Raw genomic sequence first — 18,458 nt, forward strand, 5'->3', positions numbered from 1 at the left:
GGCGGCTCAGCGGCGTACCGGATCGGGTTCGACCTGCGGCGCGGCGGGCCGCAACCGGCCCGCGCCCGGCCCGGCGGGGCCTGGCAGGACGGCGCCCGGCCCGGTGGAGCCCGGCACCACGGCGGGCGCCGGGACCAGCTCCGGCCAGAGCGTGGCGGCGACCGCCCGGCTGCGGCCCAGCCGGTGCGCCGCCCGCCGCCCCCGCTCGGCGAGCACCGCCGACAGGTACGCCCAGTCCGGCGCGGCCCACGGCGGAGGCGGCGAGGTGACCGCCGCGACCTCCGTCCACAGCCCCCGGCCCAGCCGGAACCGGTCCGGTTCGGCGAGCTGGGGCAGCCGGTCCAGGTACTGCCGCACGGCCAGCGCCAGCCCGTCGTCGAGGCGGGTCAGGTCGAGCGTGCCGGCCCAGGCCAGCAGCGGCGGCGCGGCCGGCGGCAGCGGCCGCCACAGCGTCGCGCCCCGGGTGTGCACCACGAGCGTGCCGGCGACCAGGTCACCCAGCCGGCGTCCGCGCGGGTCGGTGAGCATCACCGTGACGCTCGCCGCCCAGCTCAGCAGCGGCAGCACCAGCCCGGGCCACTCCACCGCGACGCCGACGAGCGCCCGCGTCAGCGACTGGCCCACCCCCACCGGGCCGCCGTCGGCCCGGACCACCCGCAGCCCGACGGCCAGCTTGCCCACCGTCCGGCCACCGGCGAAACGTTCCATCACCACCGGATAGCCGATCAGCACCAGCACCAGCAGCACGATCTGCAGCGCCCCCGCCAGGGCGGCGTCGAGGTAGTCCCCGAGCAGGGCGAGCGCCACCATCCCCAGCACCGCGCCGAGCACGAGCGCCAGCGCGAGCTGGATCACCGCGTCGATCAGCAGGGCCAGCACCCGGGAGCCCAGCCGGGCCGCCCGGACGTCCAGCTCCACCGCCTCGCCGCTGACCAGACCGGCGTCGGCCCACCGGGGCGGTGGGGGAGGTTGCGCGCGCACCCCGACAGTGAACACCATGGACGCCGAACGGGGGAGGGCGAGTGGATCTCGATGCGTACGTGGCCGAACACAACGCCGAATGGCGGCGGCTGGAGTACCTGACCGGGCGGCGTCGCCTCGACGCGGCAGAGGTCGACGAGCTGGTGGCGCTCTACCAGCGCAGCGCCACGCACCTGTCCGCCCTGCGCGCCCGGGCGCCCGAGCCGGCGCTGGTCAACCGCCTGTCCCACCTGGTCCTCGCGGCCCGCGCCCGGGTCACCGGCCGTCAGCGGTTCTCCTGGGCGGCGGTGGGCCGGTTCCTGGCCGCCGACCTGCCCGCCGCCCTCTACCGTGCCTGGCCGTGGTGGTGCGGCGTGGCCACCGGGTTCAGCCTGCTCACCGCGTTCCTCATCTGGTTCGTCGCCGGCAACCCGGACACCGCCGCCGCGTTCGTCGGCGACGAAGCCGCCCGGGAACTCGTCGACTCCGGTTTCGCCGGCTACTACACCGAGTTCGCCGCGCCCACCTTCGCGTTCCACCTGTGGACGCACAACGCCTGGCTGGCCGCCCAGTGCCTGGCCGCCGGCGTGCTCGTGGTGCCGGTGCTCTGGCTGCTGTGGCAGAACGCGCTGAACATCGGCGTGGTCGGCGGCGTGATGGTCGCCTACGGCCGGGGGGACGTCTTCTTCGGCCTGATCACACCGCACGGCCTGCTGGAACTGACCGGCATCTACGTCGCCGCCGGGGTCGGACTGCGTACCGCCTGGGCCTGGATCGCCCCGCCCGCGGACCTCGGGCGCGGCCGGGCGGTCGCCGAGGCGGGCCGGCTCGCCGTCGTGGTCGCGGCCGGGCTGGTCGGCCTGTTCGCGGTCTCCGCGCTGGTCGAGGCGTTCGTCACCCCGGCGCCGCTGCCGGTCGCGCTCCGGGTGGCCGCCGGCGCCGCGGTGTGGCTGGCCTTCCTCGCGTACGCGCTGGTGCTCGGCCGGCGCGCGGTCAGAGCTGACCGAGGGACTTGAGCCGCAGGTAGGTGTCCGCGACGGCCGGGGCGAGCCGGTGCGCCGGCACGTCCACCACCGTCACCCCGTAGCGGGACAGCGCGGCGCGTACCCGGTCCCGCTCGGCCAGCGCCCGCCACGCCGACGCGGCCGCGTACGGGTCGTCCGGGCCGGTCGGGGTGGCAGTGGCGAGCCTGCTCAGCACCGGGTCGCTGCCGGCGGCCAGCACCACCCGGTGCCGGGTCGCCAGCCGGGGCAGCACCGGCAGCAGCCCTTCGCCGATCGCGCCCGCCTCCAGCGCGGTGAAAAGCACCACCAGGCTGCGCTGCCGCTCCCGGCGCAGCACCTCGCCGGCGATCAGCTCGAAGTCGGTCTCGGCGAGCGTCGGCTCCAGCGGCGCCACCGCCTCGACCAGCCGGGCGAGCAGGGCCGGACGGCCGCTGCCGGTCACCCGCGCCCGGATCTCGGTGTCCGCCGCCAGCAGGTCCACCCGGTCACCGGCGCGGGCCGCGAGCGCGGTGAGCAGCAGCGCCGCGTCGATGGCGGTGTCCAGCCGGGGCTCGTCGCCCAGCCGGACCGCCGAGGTGCGGCCGGTGTCCAGAACGCAGACCAGGCGCCGGTCCCGTTCCGGGCGCCAGGTGCGGACCAGGATGTCGGCGCGCCGGGCGCTGCCCCGCCAGTCGATCGAACGGACGTCGTCGCCCACCGCGTACTCGCGCAGCGTGTCGAACTCGGTGCCGTGGCCGCGCCCCCGGGTCACCTGCACACCGTCGATGACCCGCAGCCGGGCCAGCTTCTCCGGCAGGTGCCGGCGGGAGTCGAACCGGGGCAGCACCCGCAGCGTCCACGGCGGGGTGGCGGGCTGCCCGGCGCGCTGCCGGGCGCCCAGGCGCATCGGCCCGAGCGAGCGTACGGTCAGCGCCACCGCGGGCCGGTCGCCGCGCCGGGTCGGGGTGAGCCGGACCGGCAGCGTGGCGGTGCCACCGGGCGGCACGGTGAGCAGGCGCTGCGGCGGCACGTCCGGGCGGGCCCCGGCCGACGGCACCCAGGCGTCGCGCACCTGGGCGTACAGCGTGTGGTGGGTCGGGTTGGTCAGGTGCAGCGTGACGGTGGCGGTGCCGCCGAGCCGCACCGTACGGTCGCCGGAGCGGGTCACCGTGAGCGCGTGCGGCGGGGCGGCCATCGCCCGGTCGAGCGCCACCAGCAGCAGCACCACGACGGTCAGCACGGCCACCCCGACGAACGGCGCCGGCCAGAACGGCAGCGTCAGCGCGCCCACGCCGAGCAGCAGACCCGCCCGCCAGGTCATCGCGGCGTCGGCACGGTGGCCAGCACCGAGTCCAGCACCGCGTCCACGGTCACGCCCTCCAGCTCCGCCTCCGGGCGCGGCCGCAGCCGGTGCCGCAGCGTGGGCCGGGCCACCGCCTTCACGTCGTCCGGCGTGACATGGTCCCGGCCGGCCAGCCAGGACCACGCCTTGGCGGTGTTCAGCAGCGCGGTGGCGCCCCGGGGCGACGCGCCCAGCTCCAGCGCCGGGGCGGAACGGGTGCCCCGGCACACGTCCACGATGTAGCCGAGCACCGGCTCGGCCACGTGCACCCGCTGCACCTCGGCCCGGGCCGCGGCCAGGTCCGCCGCACCGGCCACCGGGCGTACGCCCGCGGCACGCAGGTCACGCGGGTCGAAACCGGCGTGGTGCGCGCGGAGCACACCCAGCTCCTCCTCCCGCTCCGGCAGCGGCACCGTCAGCTTGAGCAGGAAGCGGTCGAGCTGCGCCTCGGGCAGCGGGTAGGTGCCCTCGTACTCGACCGGGTTCTGGGTGGCCGCGACGATGAACGGGTCAGGCAGCGGACGGCGCTCGCCCTCGACCGAGACCTGCCGCTCCTCCATCACCTCCAGCAGCGCCGACTGCGTCTTCGGCGGGGTGCGGTTGATCTCGTCGGCGAGCAGCAGGTTGGTGAAGACCGGCCCCTCCCGGAACGTGAACGCGGCGGTGCGCTGGTCGAAGATCAGCGAGCCGGTGACGTCGCCGGGCATCAGGTCGGGGGTGAACTGCACCCGCTTGGCGTCCAGGTCGAGCGCGGCGGCAAGCGTCCGCACCAGCAGCGTCTTGGCCACCCCCGGTACGCCCTCCAGCAGCACGTGCCCCCGGCAGAGCAGCGCGATCACCAGCCCGGTGACCACGGCGTCCTGCCCGACGACGGCCTTGGCCACCTCGGCGCGCAGCCGGTGCAGGGCGGCGCGGGCGCCGGACGGGGCGGTGGTCGTGACGGGTCCGGTCACCGGGTGTCTCCTTCGCTCGGATGCGGGGCCAGGGTACGGGTCAGGGCGTCCAGTTCGCGGGCCAGCTCCAGCAGCTCGCGGTCCTTCTCCGGGGCGGGGCCGTAGAGCAGTTCGGCCACCCGTTCCGGGTCGGCGCCGGCACGCTCGGCGATCCGGGCGGCCACCTCGTCGTCGGGCGTGTCCGGAGGCAGGTTGAGCCGGGGCAGGAGCCGGTCCAGCGCGGCGGCGCGCAGCGTCTCGGCGACCGTGTCCCGCGCGCCCGCCCGGCGGTAGAGCCGCGCCCGGCCGCGTACCGTCTCGGCGGCCCGCACGGTCACCGGCAGCGGCTCCGACACCGGCGGCCCGAGCCGGCGGGCCCGCCAGAGCACGACGAGCAGCCCGGCCAGGGCGAGCTGCGCCAGGAGCGCCCAGAACCACTGCGGGAAGGCGCCCCAGAGCGGGTTCTCCCACGGCGGGTCGGCGCGGTCGGGCGGGTCGGGCCGTTCCGACCGTTCGCCGTCGCCGCCCTGGGCGGGCTCCTCGGTGAAGGGCTCCGGGGACCAGCTCGGGCGGGTCGGGGCCGGTACCGGCTCGGGCAGGTCGAGCCAGACGAGCGGGCGATTCCCGCCGAGCAGACCGGTGGCGAGGGCTTCGTTGCCCCACTCGCCGATCCGGTCGTTGCGGAACGGGTCGCTGGCGCCGGCCAGCACCACCTCGACCCGGCCGGGGACGCGCAGCAGCGCGCCGCCGTAGCAGTGGTCGACCTCGGCCGGCCCGGCGTAGCGCTGCAGGTCGATCGCGGCGGTGCCGGCCCGGACCGCCTCGGGCAGCGGGCACGGCGTGCCGTCCGCGTCCGGCGGCACGGCCCGCGCGGCCCAGCGCCGGGCGGCCGCCTCGACCGGCGTGTCCAGTTCGGCGAGCACCCGCGGGGAGGGCTCGACGAACACCAGGCGGGTGCCCGGGGGCAGGGCGGTCAGGCGGTCGAGCAGGTCCGGGTGCACCAGTCCGGGCGCGGGCACGAAGACGGTGCTCGGTGCGATGCCGGCGGTCTGCAGCACCCCGTCGAACGCCGTCTCCCGGCGCACCGGCACACCCTGCGCGCGCAGCGCCTCGGCGAGCCGACTGCCCCCGTCGTCGTCGGTGGCGACCGGGGAGAGGAAGCCGGGCTCGTCGGTGTCGGGCCGGTCGACGGCGTGCAGCACGAGCGTGGTCACGATCAGCAGCACGGCCAGCCCGAGCGGGACGAGCAGCCGGTGCCGCCGACGGCGCGGCGTCGCGGCGGTGGCCGTTTCCGCCGGCGTCACGGTGGCGGTCATCGCGGCTCCTCCCCGGTCAGCTCGCGACGCAGGTCGGCGGCGAGTTCACGCATCCGGTGGTCGTGCGCGGCGGTGGCGGGACGCTGGGCGTACCAGAGGTCGGAGAAGATCGCCCCGGCGGTGTGCAGCGTCGGCCGCACCTGGGGCCGGGCACGGGCCGCCGCCTCGGTCAGCTCGACCACCGTGAGCCCGGGGCGGGGCTCCACGACGTGCCGCGTGACCAGGAGCCGGACCATCTCGCGCAGCCGTTCCCGGACCGCCTCGGCGTACCGGCCCTCGGCCGCGAGCCGGTCGGCCAGCCCGGGCGCGCCGGCCGGCACGGCCTCCGGGGTCCGGGGCTCGGGCACGCGTACCGGCGGCGGATCGGAGCGGCGGCGGCGCGCGGGCCGGCGCAGGCGGGGCAGCCGCAGCCGGGGCAGGCGCGGCAGGCGCAGCCGGGGCAGTGAGAACCGGGGCAGCCGGCGGGGCACCCAGGCCGGGAAGAAGTACCAGCCCAGGGCGGCCAGCAGCGCGACCGCCAGCAGGATCAGCGCGGCCAGCGGCAGCGGCAGCAGGTCACCGAGGGCCGCGACCGTCTCGGTCCACCACCGGCTCACCGCTGCGCCGCCAGCAGGACCGGTTCCGGTACGCCCGCCGGCGCGCGGGAGAGCCGGATGTCCAGCCCTTCGGTGCGGATCCGGGTCTCCAGGTGCAGCACCGCGTCCAGGCAGGCCAGCGCCGGGTACGCCAGCGCGTTCACCGCGGCGAAGGCGGCGACGGTCACCGGCAGCGCCCAGGCGGACACGTCGAACAGGCCCAGCATGCCGAGACCGTGATAGACGCCCAGCCCGATGCCGAGCCGGATCAGCCACCAGCCCAGGTAGCCCAGCAGCCGGACGGCGGCGGCCCGCGCGCTCACCCGGCCCGCCAGGCGGATCGCCCGCCACGGGGCCCGGTGTCCGGGCACCCCGTCCAGCACCAGCACCGGCACCACCAGGCCGAGCAGCCCGTACGCCAGGAACCAGCCCGGCCCGGTCAGTGCGGCGAGCGCGACGACGGGGCCGACCGCGAAGGCGGCCAGCACCACGGGGCCGAGCCGGGAGCCGCGCAGCAACTCGGCCGGCCCGGGACGGCGCCCCAGCAGGGCCGCGCCGGCGCCGCGCGCGGCCGGGCCGCCCAGCAGCGCGATGATCGCCGCCTCGGTGCCGGCGCCGGTCGCCAGCAGCAGCCAGTACCAGGGCAGCGAGTCACCGAAATCCGCCGGCCACCACTGCGGCGGGTCGGCCTCGACCAGCAGCCGCAGCGGGTGGAGCACCGCCTGCTCGGCGAGGGCCAGCACGAGGGCGAGCGGGACGAGCACCCGGGCGTGGTCGCGCAGCAGCAGCACTGCCGCGTCGAGCAGTTCGCCGACGGTCAGCGGACGGCGCGGCAGCACCGCGGTCGGGCCGGCGTCGGGCACGCGTACTCCTGGCGGGCAGGGCGGAGGTGGCGGGCGGCGCGGCGCCCGAGGGATCATGGTTGCACGGCGGGTCCGCATCCGGTGGACCCGTCCGCCCTGACGCGCCACGCTGTGCGGCCACGCCGCTTGCTGTGGTGCGCGGGCCCGCTCGGCGCTACCGTGCCGTGGAGACGCCGAACCCCTCCAGACGAACGGGGATGGAACGATAAACCCCATGAGAGCCCGGGTACTCGTGGTCGACGACGACCCCGCCCTCGCCGAGATGCTCGGCATCGTGCTGCGCAGCGAGGGCTTCGTGCCGTCCTTCGTCGCGGACGGCGAACGGGCGTTGGCCGCCTTCCGCGACAACCGACCCGACATCGTCCTGCTCGACCTGATGCTCCCCGGCATGAGCGGCATCGACGTGGCCCGCGCCATCCGGGGCGAGTCCGGCGTGCCGATCGTGATGCTGACCGCCAAGAGCGACACCGTGGACGTGGTGCTCGGCCTGGAGTCCGGCGCCGACGACTACGTGGTCAAGCCGTTCAAGCCCAAGGAGCTGGTGGCCCGGATGCGGGCCCGGCTGCGCCGGGGCGAGGACGTGGCCCCGGAGATGCTGACGATCGGGCCGCCCGGCAACCAGATCACCATCGACGTGCCGGCGCACACGGTCAGCCGCGACGGCGACGAGGTGAAGCTGACCCCGCTGGAGTTCGACCTGCTGGTCGCGCTCGCCCGCAAGCCGCGTCAGGTCTTCACCCGCGAGGTGCTGCTGGAACAGGTCTGGGGCTACCGCCACGCCGCCGACACCCGCCTGGTGAACGTGCACGTGCAGCGGCTGCGCGCCAAGATCGAGCCGGATCCGGAGCGACCCGAAATCATCCTGACCGTGCGGGGCGTGGGTTACAAGGCGGGTACCGGATAGCCTGGTCAGCACTGTGGTGACCACCCCGCTGCCGGACACGCCGACCGCCGAGCCCCGCCGGCTCCACGCCGTGCGGGCGCTCTGGCTCGCCCTGAGCGGCCGGGTCGCCCGGCTGGTCGCCGCGGTGCACCAGGCCTGGCGGCGGTCGCTCCAGGTGCGTGTGGTCACCATCACGCTGGTGGCGTCGAGTCTGCTGGTGGGCGGTTTCGCCTACCTGATCGCCGACAAGATCACCAGCATCCTGCTGGAGAACGCCGAGACCGACGTGCGGCTGCGGCTGAGCAACGGCAGCGAGTACGCGGCGAAGCAGTTCAACCTCTACAGCCAGCCGCAGGAGGCGCAGCTCCAGAACACCATCGACGGCACGGTGAACTACCTTGCCGGCGGTGACCCGACGCAGACCAGCGGCGTCGTGGTGGCGATCACCGCCGACAACTTCGCCGAGTTCATCGAGCCGCGCACCACGCCCGAGGTGCCGGTCGGCACGGTGATCGGCGACGAGCTGCGGGCCGCCGTGGCCTCCGGCAAGGTCGCCCACCAGATCCGCAGCGGGTCGCTCGGCGGCGAACGCACCAAATACCTGGTCTACGGCTCCCCGGTGCCCACCAAGTTCGGGCAGGTCGAGCTCTACTACCTCGTACCCCTGGCCCGGCAGGACGCGACGGCGGCCGACGCCCGGGCCACGGTGGTCGCCACCGGCGTCGCGCTCGTGCTCCTGCTCGGCCTGCTGGCCGCCCTGGTCACCCGCCTGGTGGTGACGCCGGTACGGGTGGCCGCGCGCACCGCGCAGCGGCTCTCCGCCGGCCTGCTCGACCAGCGCATGGTGGTGAACGGCGAGGACGACCTCGCCCTGCTGGCCGCCTCGTTCAACCAGATGGCGACGAACCTGCAACGGCAGATCCTCCGACTGGAGGAGATGTCCCGGCTGCAACGCCGGTTCACCTCGGACGTCTCGCACGAGCTGCGGACGCCGTTGACCACGGTCCGGATGGCCGCCGACCTGATCTTCGCCGAGCGGGACGAGTTCGACCCGGCGGTGGCCCGCAGCGCCGAGCTGCTCCAGGCCGAGCTGGACCGGTTCGAGGAGCTGCTCACCGACCTGCTGGAGATCAGCCGGTTCGACGCCGGCTTCGCGGTGCTGGACAGCGAGCCGACCGACCTGGTGCCGGTGGTGCACCGGGTCACCGAGCGGCTGGCCGGGCTGGCCGAGCGGGTCGGGGTCACGATCGAGCTGGACCTGCCGGACACTCCGGTGATCGCCGAGGTCGACCCGCGCCGCGTCGAGCGGGTGCTGCGCAACCTGGTCGGCAACGCGGTCGAGCACGGCGAGGCCAAACCGGTACGGATCACCCTGGGCCAGGACCGCAGCGCGGTGGCGATCACCGTGCGGGACCACGGCGTCGGCCTCAAGCCGGGGGAGGAGAAGCTGGTGTTCAACCGCTTCTGGCGGGCCGACCCGTCGCGGGCCCGGCAGACCGGCGGCACCGGGCTCGGCCTGTCGATCAGCCTGGAGGACGCCCGCCTGCACGGCGGCTGGCTGGAGGCGTGGGGCGCGCCCGGCCAGGGCGCCCAGTTCCGGCTCACGCTGCCGGCCCGGGCCGGGGACCGGCTCACCACCTCCCCGCTGCGGCTGGTGCCGGCCGACGCCACGGTGCCGTTCGGCGGTCCCCGCGACGGCGGCCTGCTCGCCATCGGCCCGGGCACCGACGCCGGAACGCTGGCCGTGGAGCCCGCCACCGACGGCGACCGGGCGGAGGTCCGGCCGTGAGCCGCCGCGCCCTGGCCCTGCTGCTGGCCGGCGCCCTGCTTCCGGCCGCGCTCGTCGGCTGCGGCATCCCGGGTGAGACAGACGTCCAGATCGACGGCTCGGTGCCGGCCGCGCAGGGCGGGGCGCTCAACGGCAGTCCGGCCCGGCCGCCCGAACCGGCCGACAGCAGCGAGCCGGTGCCGTTCATCGAGAACTACCTGCGGGCGGCGGCGGCCGGGGAACGCGACCAGGCGTACGCCCGGGCCCGGAAGTTCCTCGCCGAGGAGTCCCGCGACCTGCTCCCGGGCAAGCCGCAGACCAGCGAGGTCGAGTTGACCGTGGTGCGGCTGCGGGAGAAGCCCGAGAGCACGCCGCCGAACAACCAGGGCACCAGCACGGTGACGCTCAAGGTGCAGCAGGTCGGCGTGCTGCGGGCGGACGGCACGCTCGGGCCGCCGGTGGCCAGCGACACGCAGTACGTCTTCGAGCTGCGCCGCGCCGAGCCGGCCGGGACCGGGCTGCTGATCACCGAGGCGCCGAACGTGCTGCTGGCCAGCGACTCGGCGATTCGTGAGTACTACCGCCCCCGCACCGTCTACTTCTGGAACTCGGACCAGACCCGGCTGGTGCCGGACCAGCGCTACCTGCTCTCCTCGGCGCCGACCGAGCGGCGGATCACCGAGGTGATGAAGTGGCTGGCGGACCGCCCCTCGGACTGGCTGGCCGCCGGCGTGACCGGGTTGCCCGACGGCACCCAGCTGATCAACAACGCGACCGGGACGGACGGGCACTGGGAGATCAACCTGAACATGCCGGGGGCCAACGAGCAGCGGCTGAACCGGCTCGGCACCCAGTTGGCCTGGTCCCTGTCGGACCTGGACGGCGTGGTCGACCTCAAGATCCAGAACCAGAAGCGGCTGACCGTCGACCTCCGGCGGGAGCGCGTCTCGGTCGTCGCGTACCCGCGCGGGGCGAACCCGATGCGGTTGGGCGTCTACGACGGCGCCGTACGCCCACTGGCGTTCGGCAACGAGCCGCGGGCCGCCGTGCCGCTGCCGCCGGAGGAGAACCGCAACGTGGTCTCCGCCGCGCTCGCCCGTGCCGAGGAACAGGTGCTGGCCGCGCTCGTCGTCACCGGCGCCGACAACCGCAAGCGGCTCAAGGTGGGCTCCGGCGCGGAGCCGGTGGCCACGCTCAACGCGAGCGACCGCACGTTCCGCGCGATGAGCCGCCCGACCTGGCTGCGGTCGCTGACCAAGGCCCGGCCGGGTGGCCTGGTGGCGGCAGACGGCAAGCTCTACCGGTTCGACGGGTCGGGCCGGATGAGCGAGATCGCGCTGTCCGTGTCCGGCCCGGTGACGGCGGTCGCCGGTTCCCTCGAAGGCCACCGGGTCGCACTGGTCAGCGGCGGCGCGCTCTACGTCGCCGCGGTCAGCGTCGACGGCGGCGTGGTCAACCTGGGACAGCCGCGCCGGGTGGCCACCCTGCTCACCGGCGTGACGGTGGTGGACTGGGTGGCGGAGAACGAACTCGTGCTGGCCGGCAACGAGGCGGACCGGCGTTCGGCGATCCACCAGCTCAGCGTCGACGGCGTGTGGGAGACCCCGCTGGCGGTGGAGATCGGCGCCCCGGTCACCCAGCTCGCCGGGTATCCGGGCGGCAGCGACCGGGGCCTGGCCGCGTTCTCGTTCATGTTCGAGACGGACGGGGCGGCCTGGCGGAACAACCCGTTCGACTTCGTCAAGCGGGAGCAGGTGCTCGACGTGCCGGCCGGCAGCCGGGCGACCAACCCGACCGCCCCGTTCTTCCTCTACTGAGCCGCCGTGCGTGACCTGGGCGGGCTCTGGTCGGACCTGACCGACCTGGTGCTGCCCGCCGGGTGCGCCGGCTGCGGCGGGGGAGCGGCGCGGCTGCGGCAGGGCTTCTGCCCCGGCTGCGTACGCGAACTGGAGTCGCTGCGCCCCGCGCCCACCCGGCCCGATCCGGCCCCGCCCGGCCTGCCGCCCTGTGTCGCGCTCGGCCCGTACGGCGGGGCGCTGCGCGAGGCGCTGCTCGCGTACAAGGAACGGGGCCGGCACGGGCTGGCCCGGCCGCTCGGCGCGCTGCTGGCGGAGGTGGTAGCCGAGGCGGTGGGGCCGCCCGGCCCGGTGACGCTGGTGGCGGTGCCGGACACGGCCCGCGCCGCCCGGGCCCGCTACGGCGACCACCTGGACCGGCTGGTCCGCCCGGCGGCGTCCCGGCTGCGCGCGGCCGGCTGGCCGGTACGCGTGCTGCGACCGCTGCGGGCACTGTCCCGGCCCGACTCGGTGACGCTGGACAGCGCCGGACGGGCCACCGCGGCCGAGGCGGCGTTCCGGTTGCGCCGCCCCGTGACCGGACACCGCCCGGCCGGGACCGTGGTGCTGCTGGACGACATCGTCACCACCGGCGCGACGCTCGCGGCGGTGAGCCGGATGTTGCACCGCGCGGGAATGACGCCAAAGGCCGCGGCCGTGCTCGCCGCAACGCAAAAGCGGCACGTTCGGTGACGCTTCGTGTATCCGTTTCACCCCATGGTGTATGAGGTGTTAAATTCCGCAACCCCTTTCGGCAACCAGGGGTGACGGTTGGCAGTACAGGAGTTAGCGTTTCGGTGTCGGGGGTAGAGAGGATGCCAACCTTCCCCCGGCGCTGGAAGGAGGCGTAGCCGAACACCACCGGTCGACGCCGAGCGGGGCCCTCCCGGGCGGGTCGACCGGATTCTCCGGACCGAACGACCGTCCGAACAAGGGAGGTCACGTGGACATCGTGGTCAAGGGCCGTAACGTCGAAGTGCCGGACCATTACCGGGTGCACGTAGCCGAGAAGCTCGCGAAGATCGAACGCTACGACCAGAAGCTCATTCGCGTGGACGTCGAGTTGTTCCACGAGCGCAATCCACGCCAGGCGGACCACTGCCAGCGAGTGGAGATCACCTGTGTCACGCGCGGCCCGGTGATCCGGGCCGAGGCCTGCACGAGCGACTTCTACAGCGCGCTCGACGCCGCAATCGCCAAGTTGGACACCCGCTTCCGCCGCGCGGCGGACCGCCGCCGGGTGCACCGGGGGCGGCACGCGCCGATCTCCGTGGCCGCCGCGACCGCCGGACTGCCGGTGGCCGACCTCGACGGGCCCGGCCTGGCGGCGCGCGACGGCCACGGCGCCGCCACCGCCGTCGCCGAACGTCCCGACGAGGACGGTTACGTCGAACCCGACGACCAGCCGTGGCACATCGCCCGGGCGAAGGTCCACCCCGCCGATCCGATGACCGTCGACGACGCGCTGTTCCAGATGGAACTGGTCGGCCACGACTTCTACCTGTTCCAGGACAAGGAGTCCGGCCGCCCGAGCGTGGTCTACCGGCGGCACGCGTACGACTACGGGATCATCCAGCTCGACACGTGACCCCTTGACCGGTGAGACGGGCCCCCGCACGCGCGGGGGCCCGTCTCAGTTCTCGTCGGTGGCGAGCCGGCCGTAGACCACCGAGTCGACCCGGGCACCGTCCGGGCCGGGCAGCCGCCCGCGCAGCAGCCCTTCCCGCCGGAAGCCGGCCCGTTCCAGCACGCGCTGCGAGGCCACGTTGTCCGGCCGGGTGCCGGCCCAGAGCCGGGCCACCCCGATGCCGAACGCCCACCCGGCGACCAGCCGGACCGTACGCGCGGCCAGCCCGCGCCCGCGCGCCTCCGGCAGCAGGCTGTAGCCGATCATCGCCTGGCCGGTGGCGGGCTCGTCGTAGAACAGCGCGCACCCGCCGACGACAGCGCCGGTCGCCGCGTCGACGATCGCCAGGTCGGCGGCCTCGCCGGCCAGCCAGCGGCTCGCCGCCAGCCGGCAGCGCCGCGCGAGCGCGGCCCGCTCCGGCGCCACCGGCGGCACTCGGTTCGCCACCACCTCCGGCAGCGAGTGCAGCCGGTGCAGCACGTCGGTGTCCGCCGGCCCCACCGGGCGCAGCGTCACCACGCCGTCGGTGAGCCGGCCGCCGGGCAGGTCCGGCAGCAGACGGGCGACCGGTCCCGGCGGGTCGTCGGCCAGCCGTACCCAGGCGATCAGATCCTCGCGTACGCCGCCCGCGCTCGCGCCCGCCGCCCGGCGTACGCCCTCGTGCCGGTAGCCGCAGGCCAGGGCGATGCGCTGGCTCGGCACGTTGTCGACGCGGGTGAGCAGTTCCAGCCGGGCCGCCCCGGCGGCAAACGCACGCTCGGTCAGCAGCCGGGTGGCGGCGCTCGCCACGCCCCGGCCGCGCGCCGCGGGACCCACCCAGTAACCGATCTCGTAGCTCGCCCGCTCCGCGCTGAGCCGGCTCAGACCGATGCTGCCGAGGAGCCGGTCGGTGGCCGGGTCGGCGATCGTGTACGCGGCCCCACCCGCCGCCCACGCCGCCGGCGAGCCCTCGGTGATCCACCAGCGGGCGGCGTCCTCGTCGTAGGGATCGGGCAGCAGGGGCATGAACCGGCGGGTCTCCGGGTCGGCGCACCCGGCCACCATGTCCGGCACGTCCGCGAGGTGGCACGGCCGCAGCCGTACGCCGTACCCCTCGATCGTCTCCGGCGTCACACCAGGTCCTCCGGCAGCAGCGCGCCGATCCACGCGTCCTGGCGCTCGCCGCGGTGCTGGACGCCGCCGCGCAGCGTGCCCTCGACGGTGAAGCCGGCCTTCTCGGCGGCCCGCCGCGAGGCGGTGTTGCCCACGTTGGCCCGCCACTCGATCCGGGCCAGGCCGAGCGTGGTGAAGCCCCAGGCGCACACGGCGGTGAGCGCGGCCGGCAGGTAACCCCGGCCGCGCGCGTGCGGCGCGGTCATGTAGCCCACGTCGGCCACCAGCGGGTCGTTGGGGAGGATGCGCAGGTCGATCGAGGCGACGTAGCTGTCGTCCGGGTCGGCCACGGCGAACGTCGCGGCGGTGCCCCGGGCCCAGGCCGGGCGGACCAGGTCGTGCAGGAAGCCCTCGGCGTGCTCCGGCCGGTACGGGTGCGGCACAGTGGTCCAGCGGATCGTCTGCTCGTCCTGGCAGGTGCGGGTCACCGCGGGCAGGTCGCGCTCCTCCAGCGCGCGCAGCCGCAGCTCGGTGTCCCCGGCGGTGGCGAACAGGACCGGCTGCGGCCGGCCGAAGACCGCCGCGCGGCGGGCCTGCAGCGTGTCCGGCCCGTAGGGGACCGGGTCGCCGGGCGCGGCCAGCTCGGCCGGGAACAGGGAGCCGATCCAGCCCTCCGGACGGCCGCCGGAGCTGGGGTGGGCCAGCCGCAGTTCACCCTCGACGCGGAAGCCGGCGCGCAGCGCGACCAGCCGGGAGGCGTGGTTGCCGATCTCGGCCTGCCAGGTGAGCCGGCGCAGCTTGAGCGCGTCGAACGCCCAGCGGGCGAGCGCGCGGGTGGCGCGGACCGCGACGCCCCGGCCCCGGGCCCACGGCGCGGTCCAGTAGCCGACCTCGGCCGAGTCCAGCTCGCGGTCCACGGAGACCAGGCCGCACGAGGCGAGCAGCTCCCCGGTGCCGGCGTCGCAGACCGCGAACGGTGCGCCCGCGCCCTCGGCCCAGGCGGTCGCGCTGAACGTGGTCACGAACTCGGCGGCGTGCTCCGGCAGGTACGGGCGAGGTACGGTGGTCCAGCGCTGGATGTCCGGATCCTGGCAGGCACGGTGCACCGCGTCGGCGTCCGCCGCACGCCAGGGGCGCAGCAGCAGGCCGTCCTCGATGATCTCCACAGGCTCCATCCGAGCCATCGTGCCGGATCGTTCGCGCACGGCGTAACCCGATTAGCGGCCGGTGGCGCACGGTCGCGGCGTTATGTCGGGTTCCGGAGCCCGGACCGCCGCCACCAGTGACCATCGTCGCCTCCGAGCGCCTACGATGGTTCGAGACCGTCTAGGGGAGCGTTGATCCGTGTCGATTCTGGAAAAGGTCCTTCGCGCCGGCGAGGGGCGCATGGTGCGTCGGCTCAAGGCCATCGCGGCCGCCGTCAACTCGATCGAGGACGACTACGTCAACCTCAGCGACGACGAGCTACGCGGCATGACCGACCAGTTCAAGGAGCGGCTCGCTGACGGCGAGACCCTCGACGACCTGCTGCCCGAGGCGTTCGCGGTGTGCCGTGAGGCGGCCTCCCGGGTGCTCGGCCAGCGTCCCTACGACGTCCAGGTCATGGGTGGCGCGGCACTGCACTTCGGCAACATCGCCGAGATGAAGACCGGTGAGGGCAAGACGCTCACCTCGGTCATGCCGGTCTACCTGAACGCGCTCGCCGGCAAGGGCGTGCACGTGGTCACCGTGAACGACTACCTGGCCGAACGCGACGCCGCCTGGATGGGCCGGGTGCACGAGTTCCTCGGCCTGCGCGTCGGCGTGGTGCTGCCCAACCGGCCCGCCACCGAGCACCGCGCGGCCTACGAGTGCGACATCACCTACGGCACGAACAACGAGTTCGGCTTCGACTACCTGCGCGACAACATGGCCTGGTCGAAGGACGAACTGGTCCAGCGCGGCCACTTCTTCGCCGTGGTCGACGAGGTCGACTCGATCCTCATCGACGAGGCGCGTACCCCGCTGATCATCTCCGGTCCGGCCGAGCACTCCGCCCGGTGGTACCAGGAGTTCGCCACCGTGGTGGCCCGGCTCCAGCCCGGCACCGACGGCGAGGGCGACTACGAGGTCGACTACGCCAAGCGCACCATCGCGATCACCGAGCGCGGCGTGGCCAAGGTGGAGGACCGCCTCGGCATCGACAACCTGTACGAGTCGGTGAACACCCCGCTCGTCGGCTACCTGAACAACGCCATCAAGGCCAAGGAACTCTACAAGCGCGACAAGGACTACATCGTCAACGACGGCGAGGTCCTGATCGTCGACGAGTTCACCGGCCGCATCCTGCACGGCCGCCGCTACAACGAGGGCATGCACCAGGCGATCGAGGCCAAGGAGGGGGTGGAGATCAAGCAGGAGAACCAGACCCTGGCCACCATCACCCTCCAGAACTACTTCCGCCTCTACGACAAGCTCTCCGGCATGACCGGTACCGCCCAGACCGAGGCGGGCGAGTTCAACAAGGTCTACAAGGTCGGCGTCGTGACCATCCCGACGCACCGGCCGATGGTCCGGCTCGACCGGCCCGACGTCATCTACAAGACCGAGAAGGCCAAGTTCAACGCCGTCGTCGAGGACATCGCCGAGCGGCACGAGCAGGGCCAGCCGGTGCTCGTCGGCACCGTCTCGGTGGAGAACTCCGAGATCCTGTCGCACATGCTGCGCCGCCGCGGCATCCCGCACTCCGTGCTGAACGCGAAGTTCCACGCCAAGGAGGCGGAGATCGTCGCCCAGGCCGGGCGCAAGGGCGCGGTCACCGTCGCGACCAACATGGCCGGCCGCGGTACGGACATCCTGCTCGGCGGCAACCCCGAGTTCCTCGCCGCGAACGAGCTGCGCCAGCGCGGGCTCGACCCGGTCGAGCAGCCGGAGGAGTACGCCAAGGCGATGGAGGAGATCCTCCCGACCTGGAAGCAGGCGTGCGACGTCGAGGCGGAGGAGGTCGCCGCCGCCGGTGGCCTCTACGTGCTGGGCACCGAGCGGCACGAGTCCCGCCGGATCGACAACCAGCTGCGCGGTCGCGCCGGCCGGCAGGGTGACCCGGGCGAGTCCCGCTTCTACCTGTCGCTGCAGGACGAGCTGATGAAGCGCTTCCGGGCCGGCGCGGTCGAGGCCGTGATGGACCGCTTCAACATCCCCGAGGACGTGCCCATCGAGTCGAAGATGGTCACCCGGCAGATCAAGAGCGCCCAGGCCCAGATCGAGGGCCAGAACGCCGAGATCCGCAAGAACGTCCTCAAGTACGACGAGGTGCTGAACAAACAGCGCCAGGTGATCTACGCCGAGCGTCTGCGGGTGCTCAACGGCGAGGACCTGTCCGACCAGGTCCGCAACATGATCGACGACGTGGTGACCGCGTACGTGGTCGGCGCGACAAGCGACGGCTACGCCGAGGACTGGGACCTCGATCAGCTGTGGTCCAGCCTCAAGCAGCTGTACCCGGTCGGCGTCACAGTCGACGAGCTGGAGGAGGAGGTCGGTTCCCGCTCGGGCATCGACCAGGACTTCCTGCTCGCCCGCCTGAAGGAGGACGCGCACGCCGCGTACGACAGGCGCGAGGAGAGCCTCGGCGAGGAGGCGGTCCGCCAGCTCGAGCGGATGGTCCTGCTCCAGGTGATCGACCGCAAGTGGCGCGAGCACCTCTACGAGATGGACTACCTGCAGGAGGGCATCAGCCTGCGGGCGTACGCCCAGCGCGACCCGGTCATCGAGTACCAGCGCGAGGGCTTCGACATGTTCGCCACCATGATGGACGGCATCAAGGAGGAGACGGTCGGCTTCCTCTACAACCTGGACGTGCAGGTCGAGGAGGCCGAGCCGGAGGCCGAGGAGGTGCAGCTGCTGGAGAAGCCGGTGGAGATCCGGGCGAAGGGTCTCAACCGCGCGCCGCAGCAGCAGGGCCTGCAGTACTCCGCTCCCGCCGTGGACGGCGAGGCCGGTCGCGGCGCTCCGGTGATCGAGCGGCCCGAGCAGCAGGCGCCGGCGCTCGGCATCGGCCAGCAGTCGGAGCGCCCTGCCGCCGCCGGGCCGCGCCGGGCTCCGGCCGGTGCGAGCGGCCAGGCGGTCGCGGCGAGCACCGCCCGGCGGGCCGCCCCGGGCCAGGTCGACGGCGGCGAGGGCCCGTCCCGTAACGCGCCCTGCCCGTGTGGCTCGGGCCGCAAGTACAAGCGCTGCCACGGCTCGCCCAACGGCGGCAACTGACCCCGAACGCCCACGACGGGCCCCGGCCTCCCGGCCGGGG

General features: G+C 74.5%; 15 protein-coding genes. 7 read left to right on the forward strand and 8 right to left on the reverse strand.

Features of this window, described 5'->3' with window-relative positions; translation table 11 throughout:
- Positions 1-6: 6 nt before the first annotated feature.
- A complete protein-coding gene (locus tag HA073_RS23205) occupies positions 7-999 on the reverse strand; it encodes an RDD family protein (protein ID WP_140946164.1) in 993 nt (330 codons plus the stop codon).
- A gap of 23 nt (positions 1,000-1,022) precedes the next feature.
- Between HA073_RS23205 and HA073_RS23210 the strand changes: the two genes are divergently transcribed.
- Positions 1,023-1,976: a stage II sporulation protein M gene (locus HA073_RS23210; RefSeq protein WP_064447730.1), complete on the forward strand. Its 954-nt coding sequence runs from the start codon at positions 1,023-1,025 to the stop codon at positions 1,974-1,976.
- Here HA073_RS23210 and HA073_RS23215 read toward each other — a convergent pair.
- Genes HA073_RS23215 through HA073_RS23235 form a run of 5 tightly spaced genes read right to left on the reverse strand, consistent with a single transcriptional unit; the run spans position 1,954 to position 6,971 of the window.
- Positions 1,954-3,264, reverse strand: coding sequence for a DUF58 domain-containing protein (locus HA073_RS23215; protein WP_166457267.1), 1,311 nt, complete (start codon positions 3,262-3,264; stop codon positions 1,954-1,956). The genes HA073_RS23210 and HA073_RS23215 overlap by 23 nt on opposite strands.
- Positions 3,261-4,238 carry a MoxR family ATPase gene (locus HA073_RS23220; RefSeq protein ID WP_064447732.1) on the reverse strand — a complete coding sequence of 326 codons (978 nt, stop codon included), beginning with the start codon at positions 4,236-4,238 and terminating at the stop codon, positions 3,261-3,263. Before HA073_RS23220 ends, HA073_RS23215 begins: the two co-directional genes overlap by 4 nt.
- Positions 4,235-5,533: a DUF4350 domain-containing protein gene (locus HA073_RS23225; protein WP_166457268.1), complete on the reverse strand. Its 1,299-nt coding sequence runs from the start codon at positions 5,531-5,533 to the stop codon at positions 4,235-4,237. The genes HA073_RS23220 and HA073_RS23225 overlap by 4 nt, the downstream gene beginning before the upstream one ends.
- Complete coding sequence (locus HA073_RS23230) at positions 5,530-6,129, reverse strand: DUF4129 domain-containing protein (RefSeq protein ID WP_064447734.1); 600 nt, start codon at positions 6,127-6,129, stop codon at positions 5,530-5,532. The genes HA073_RS23225 and HA073_RS23230 overlap by 4 nt, the downstream gene beginning before the upstream one ends.
- Positions 6,126-6,971: a hypothetical protein gene (locus HA073_RS23235; protein WP_166457269.1), complete on the reverse strand. Its 846-nt coding sequence runs from the start codon at positions 6,969-6,971 to the stop codon at positions 6,126-6,128. Before HA073_RS23235 ends, HA073_RS23230 begins: the two co-directional genes overlap by 4 nt.
- Before the next feature lie 214 nt (positions 6,972-7,185).
- Between HA073_RS23235 and mtrA the strand changes: the two genes are divergently transcribed.
- The 5 genes from mtrA (at position 7,186) to hpf (ending at position 13,045) form a co-directional block, all read left to right on the forward strand.
- Positions 7,186-7,875 carry an MtrAB system response regulator MtrA gene (mtrA, locus tag HA073_RS23240; protein ID WP_030501405.1) on the forward strand — a complete coding sequence of 230 codons (690 nt, stop codon included), beginning with the start codon at positions 7,186-7,188 and terminating at the stop codon, positions 7,873-7,875.
- A gap of 16 nt (positions 7,876-7,891) precedes the next feature.
- Entirely contained in the window at positions 7,892-9,643 is a 1,752-nt protein-coding gene (mtrB, locus tag HA073_RS23245) for an MtrAB system histidine kinase MtrB (protein ID WP_375336242.1), read from the forward strand.
- Complete coding sequence (locus HA073_RS23250; RefSeq protein ID WP_166457270.1) at positions 9,640-11,439, forward strand: LpqB family beta-propeller domain-containing protein; 1,800 nt, start codon at positions 9,640-9,642, stop codon at positions 11,437-11,439. Before mtrB ends, HA073_RS23250 begins: the two co-directional genes overlap by 4 nt.
- A gap of 6 nt (positions 11,440-11,445) precedes the next feature.
- On the forward strand, positions 11,446-12,150 hold the full coding sequence (locus HA073_RS23255; RefSeq protein WP_043326388.1) for a ComF family protein: 705 nt from the start codon (positions 11,446-11,448) through the stop codon (positions 12,148-12,150).
- Positions 12,151-12,400: 250 nt separating this feature from the next.
- On the forward strand, positions 12,401-13,045 hold the full coding sequence (gene hpf / locus HA073_RS23260; RefSeq protein WP_166457271.1) for a ribosome hibernation-promoting factor, HPF/YfiA family: 645 nt from the start codon (positions 12,401-12,403) through the stop codon (positions 13,043-13,045).
- A gap of 45 nt (positions 13,046-13,090) precedes the next feature.
- On the opposite strand, the gene HA073_RS23265 is transcribed toward hpf, so the two are convergent.
- Positions 13,091-14,197, reverse strand: coding sequence for a GNAT family N-acetyltransferase (locus tag HA073_RS23265; protein WP_166457272.1), 1,107 nt, complete (start codon positions 14,195-14,197; stop codon positions 13,091-13,093).
- Positions 14,194-15,351: a GNAT family N-acetyltransferase gene (locus tag HA073_RS23270; protein ID WP_166457273.1), complete on the reverse strand. Its 1,158-nt coding sequence runs from the start codon at positions 15,349-15,351 to the stop codon at positions 14,194-14,196. Before HA073_RS23270 ends, HA073_RS23265 begins: the two co-directional genes overlap by 4 nt.
- Before the next feature lie 169 nt (positions 15,352-15,520).
- Between HA073_RS23270 and secA the strand changes: the two genes are divergently transcribed.
- The gene (secA, locus tag HA073_RS23275; RefSeq protein WP_043326381.1) at positions 15,521-18,418 is read left to right on the forward strand and encodes a preprotein translocase subunit SecA; all 2,898 of its coding nucleotides are present in this window, start codon (positions 15,521-15,523) and stop codon (positions 18,416-18,418) included.
- Positions 18,419-18,458: the final 40 nt, after the last annotated feature.

Source organism: Micromonospora sp. CMU55-4 (assembly GCF_011602315.1).
In the GTDB taxonomy this organism is placed as follows: Bacteria; Actinomycetota; Actinomycetes; order Mycobacteriales; family Micromonosporaceae; genus Micromonospora; species Micromonospora chalcea.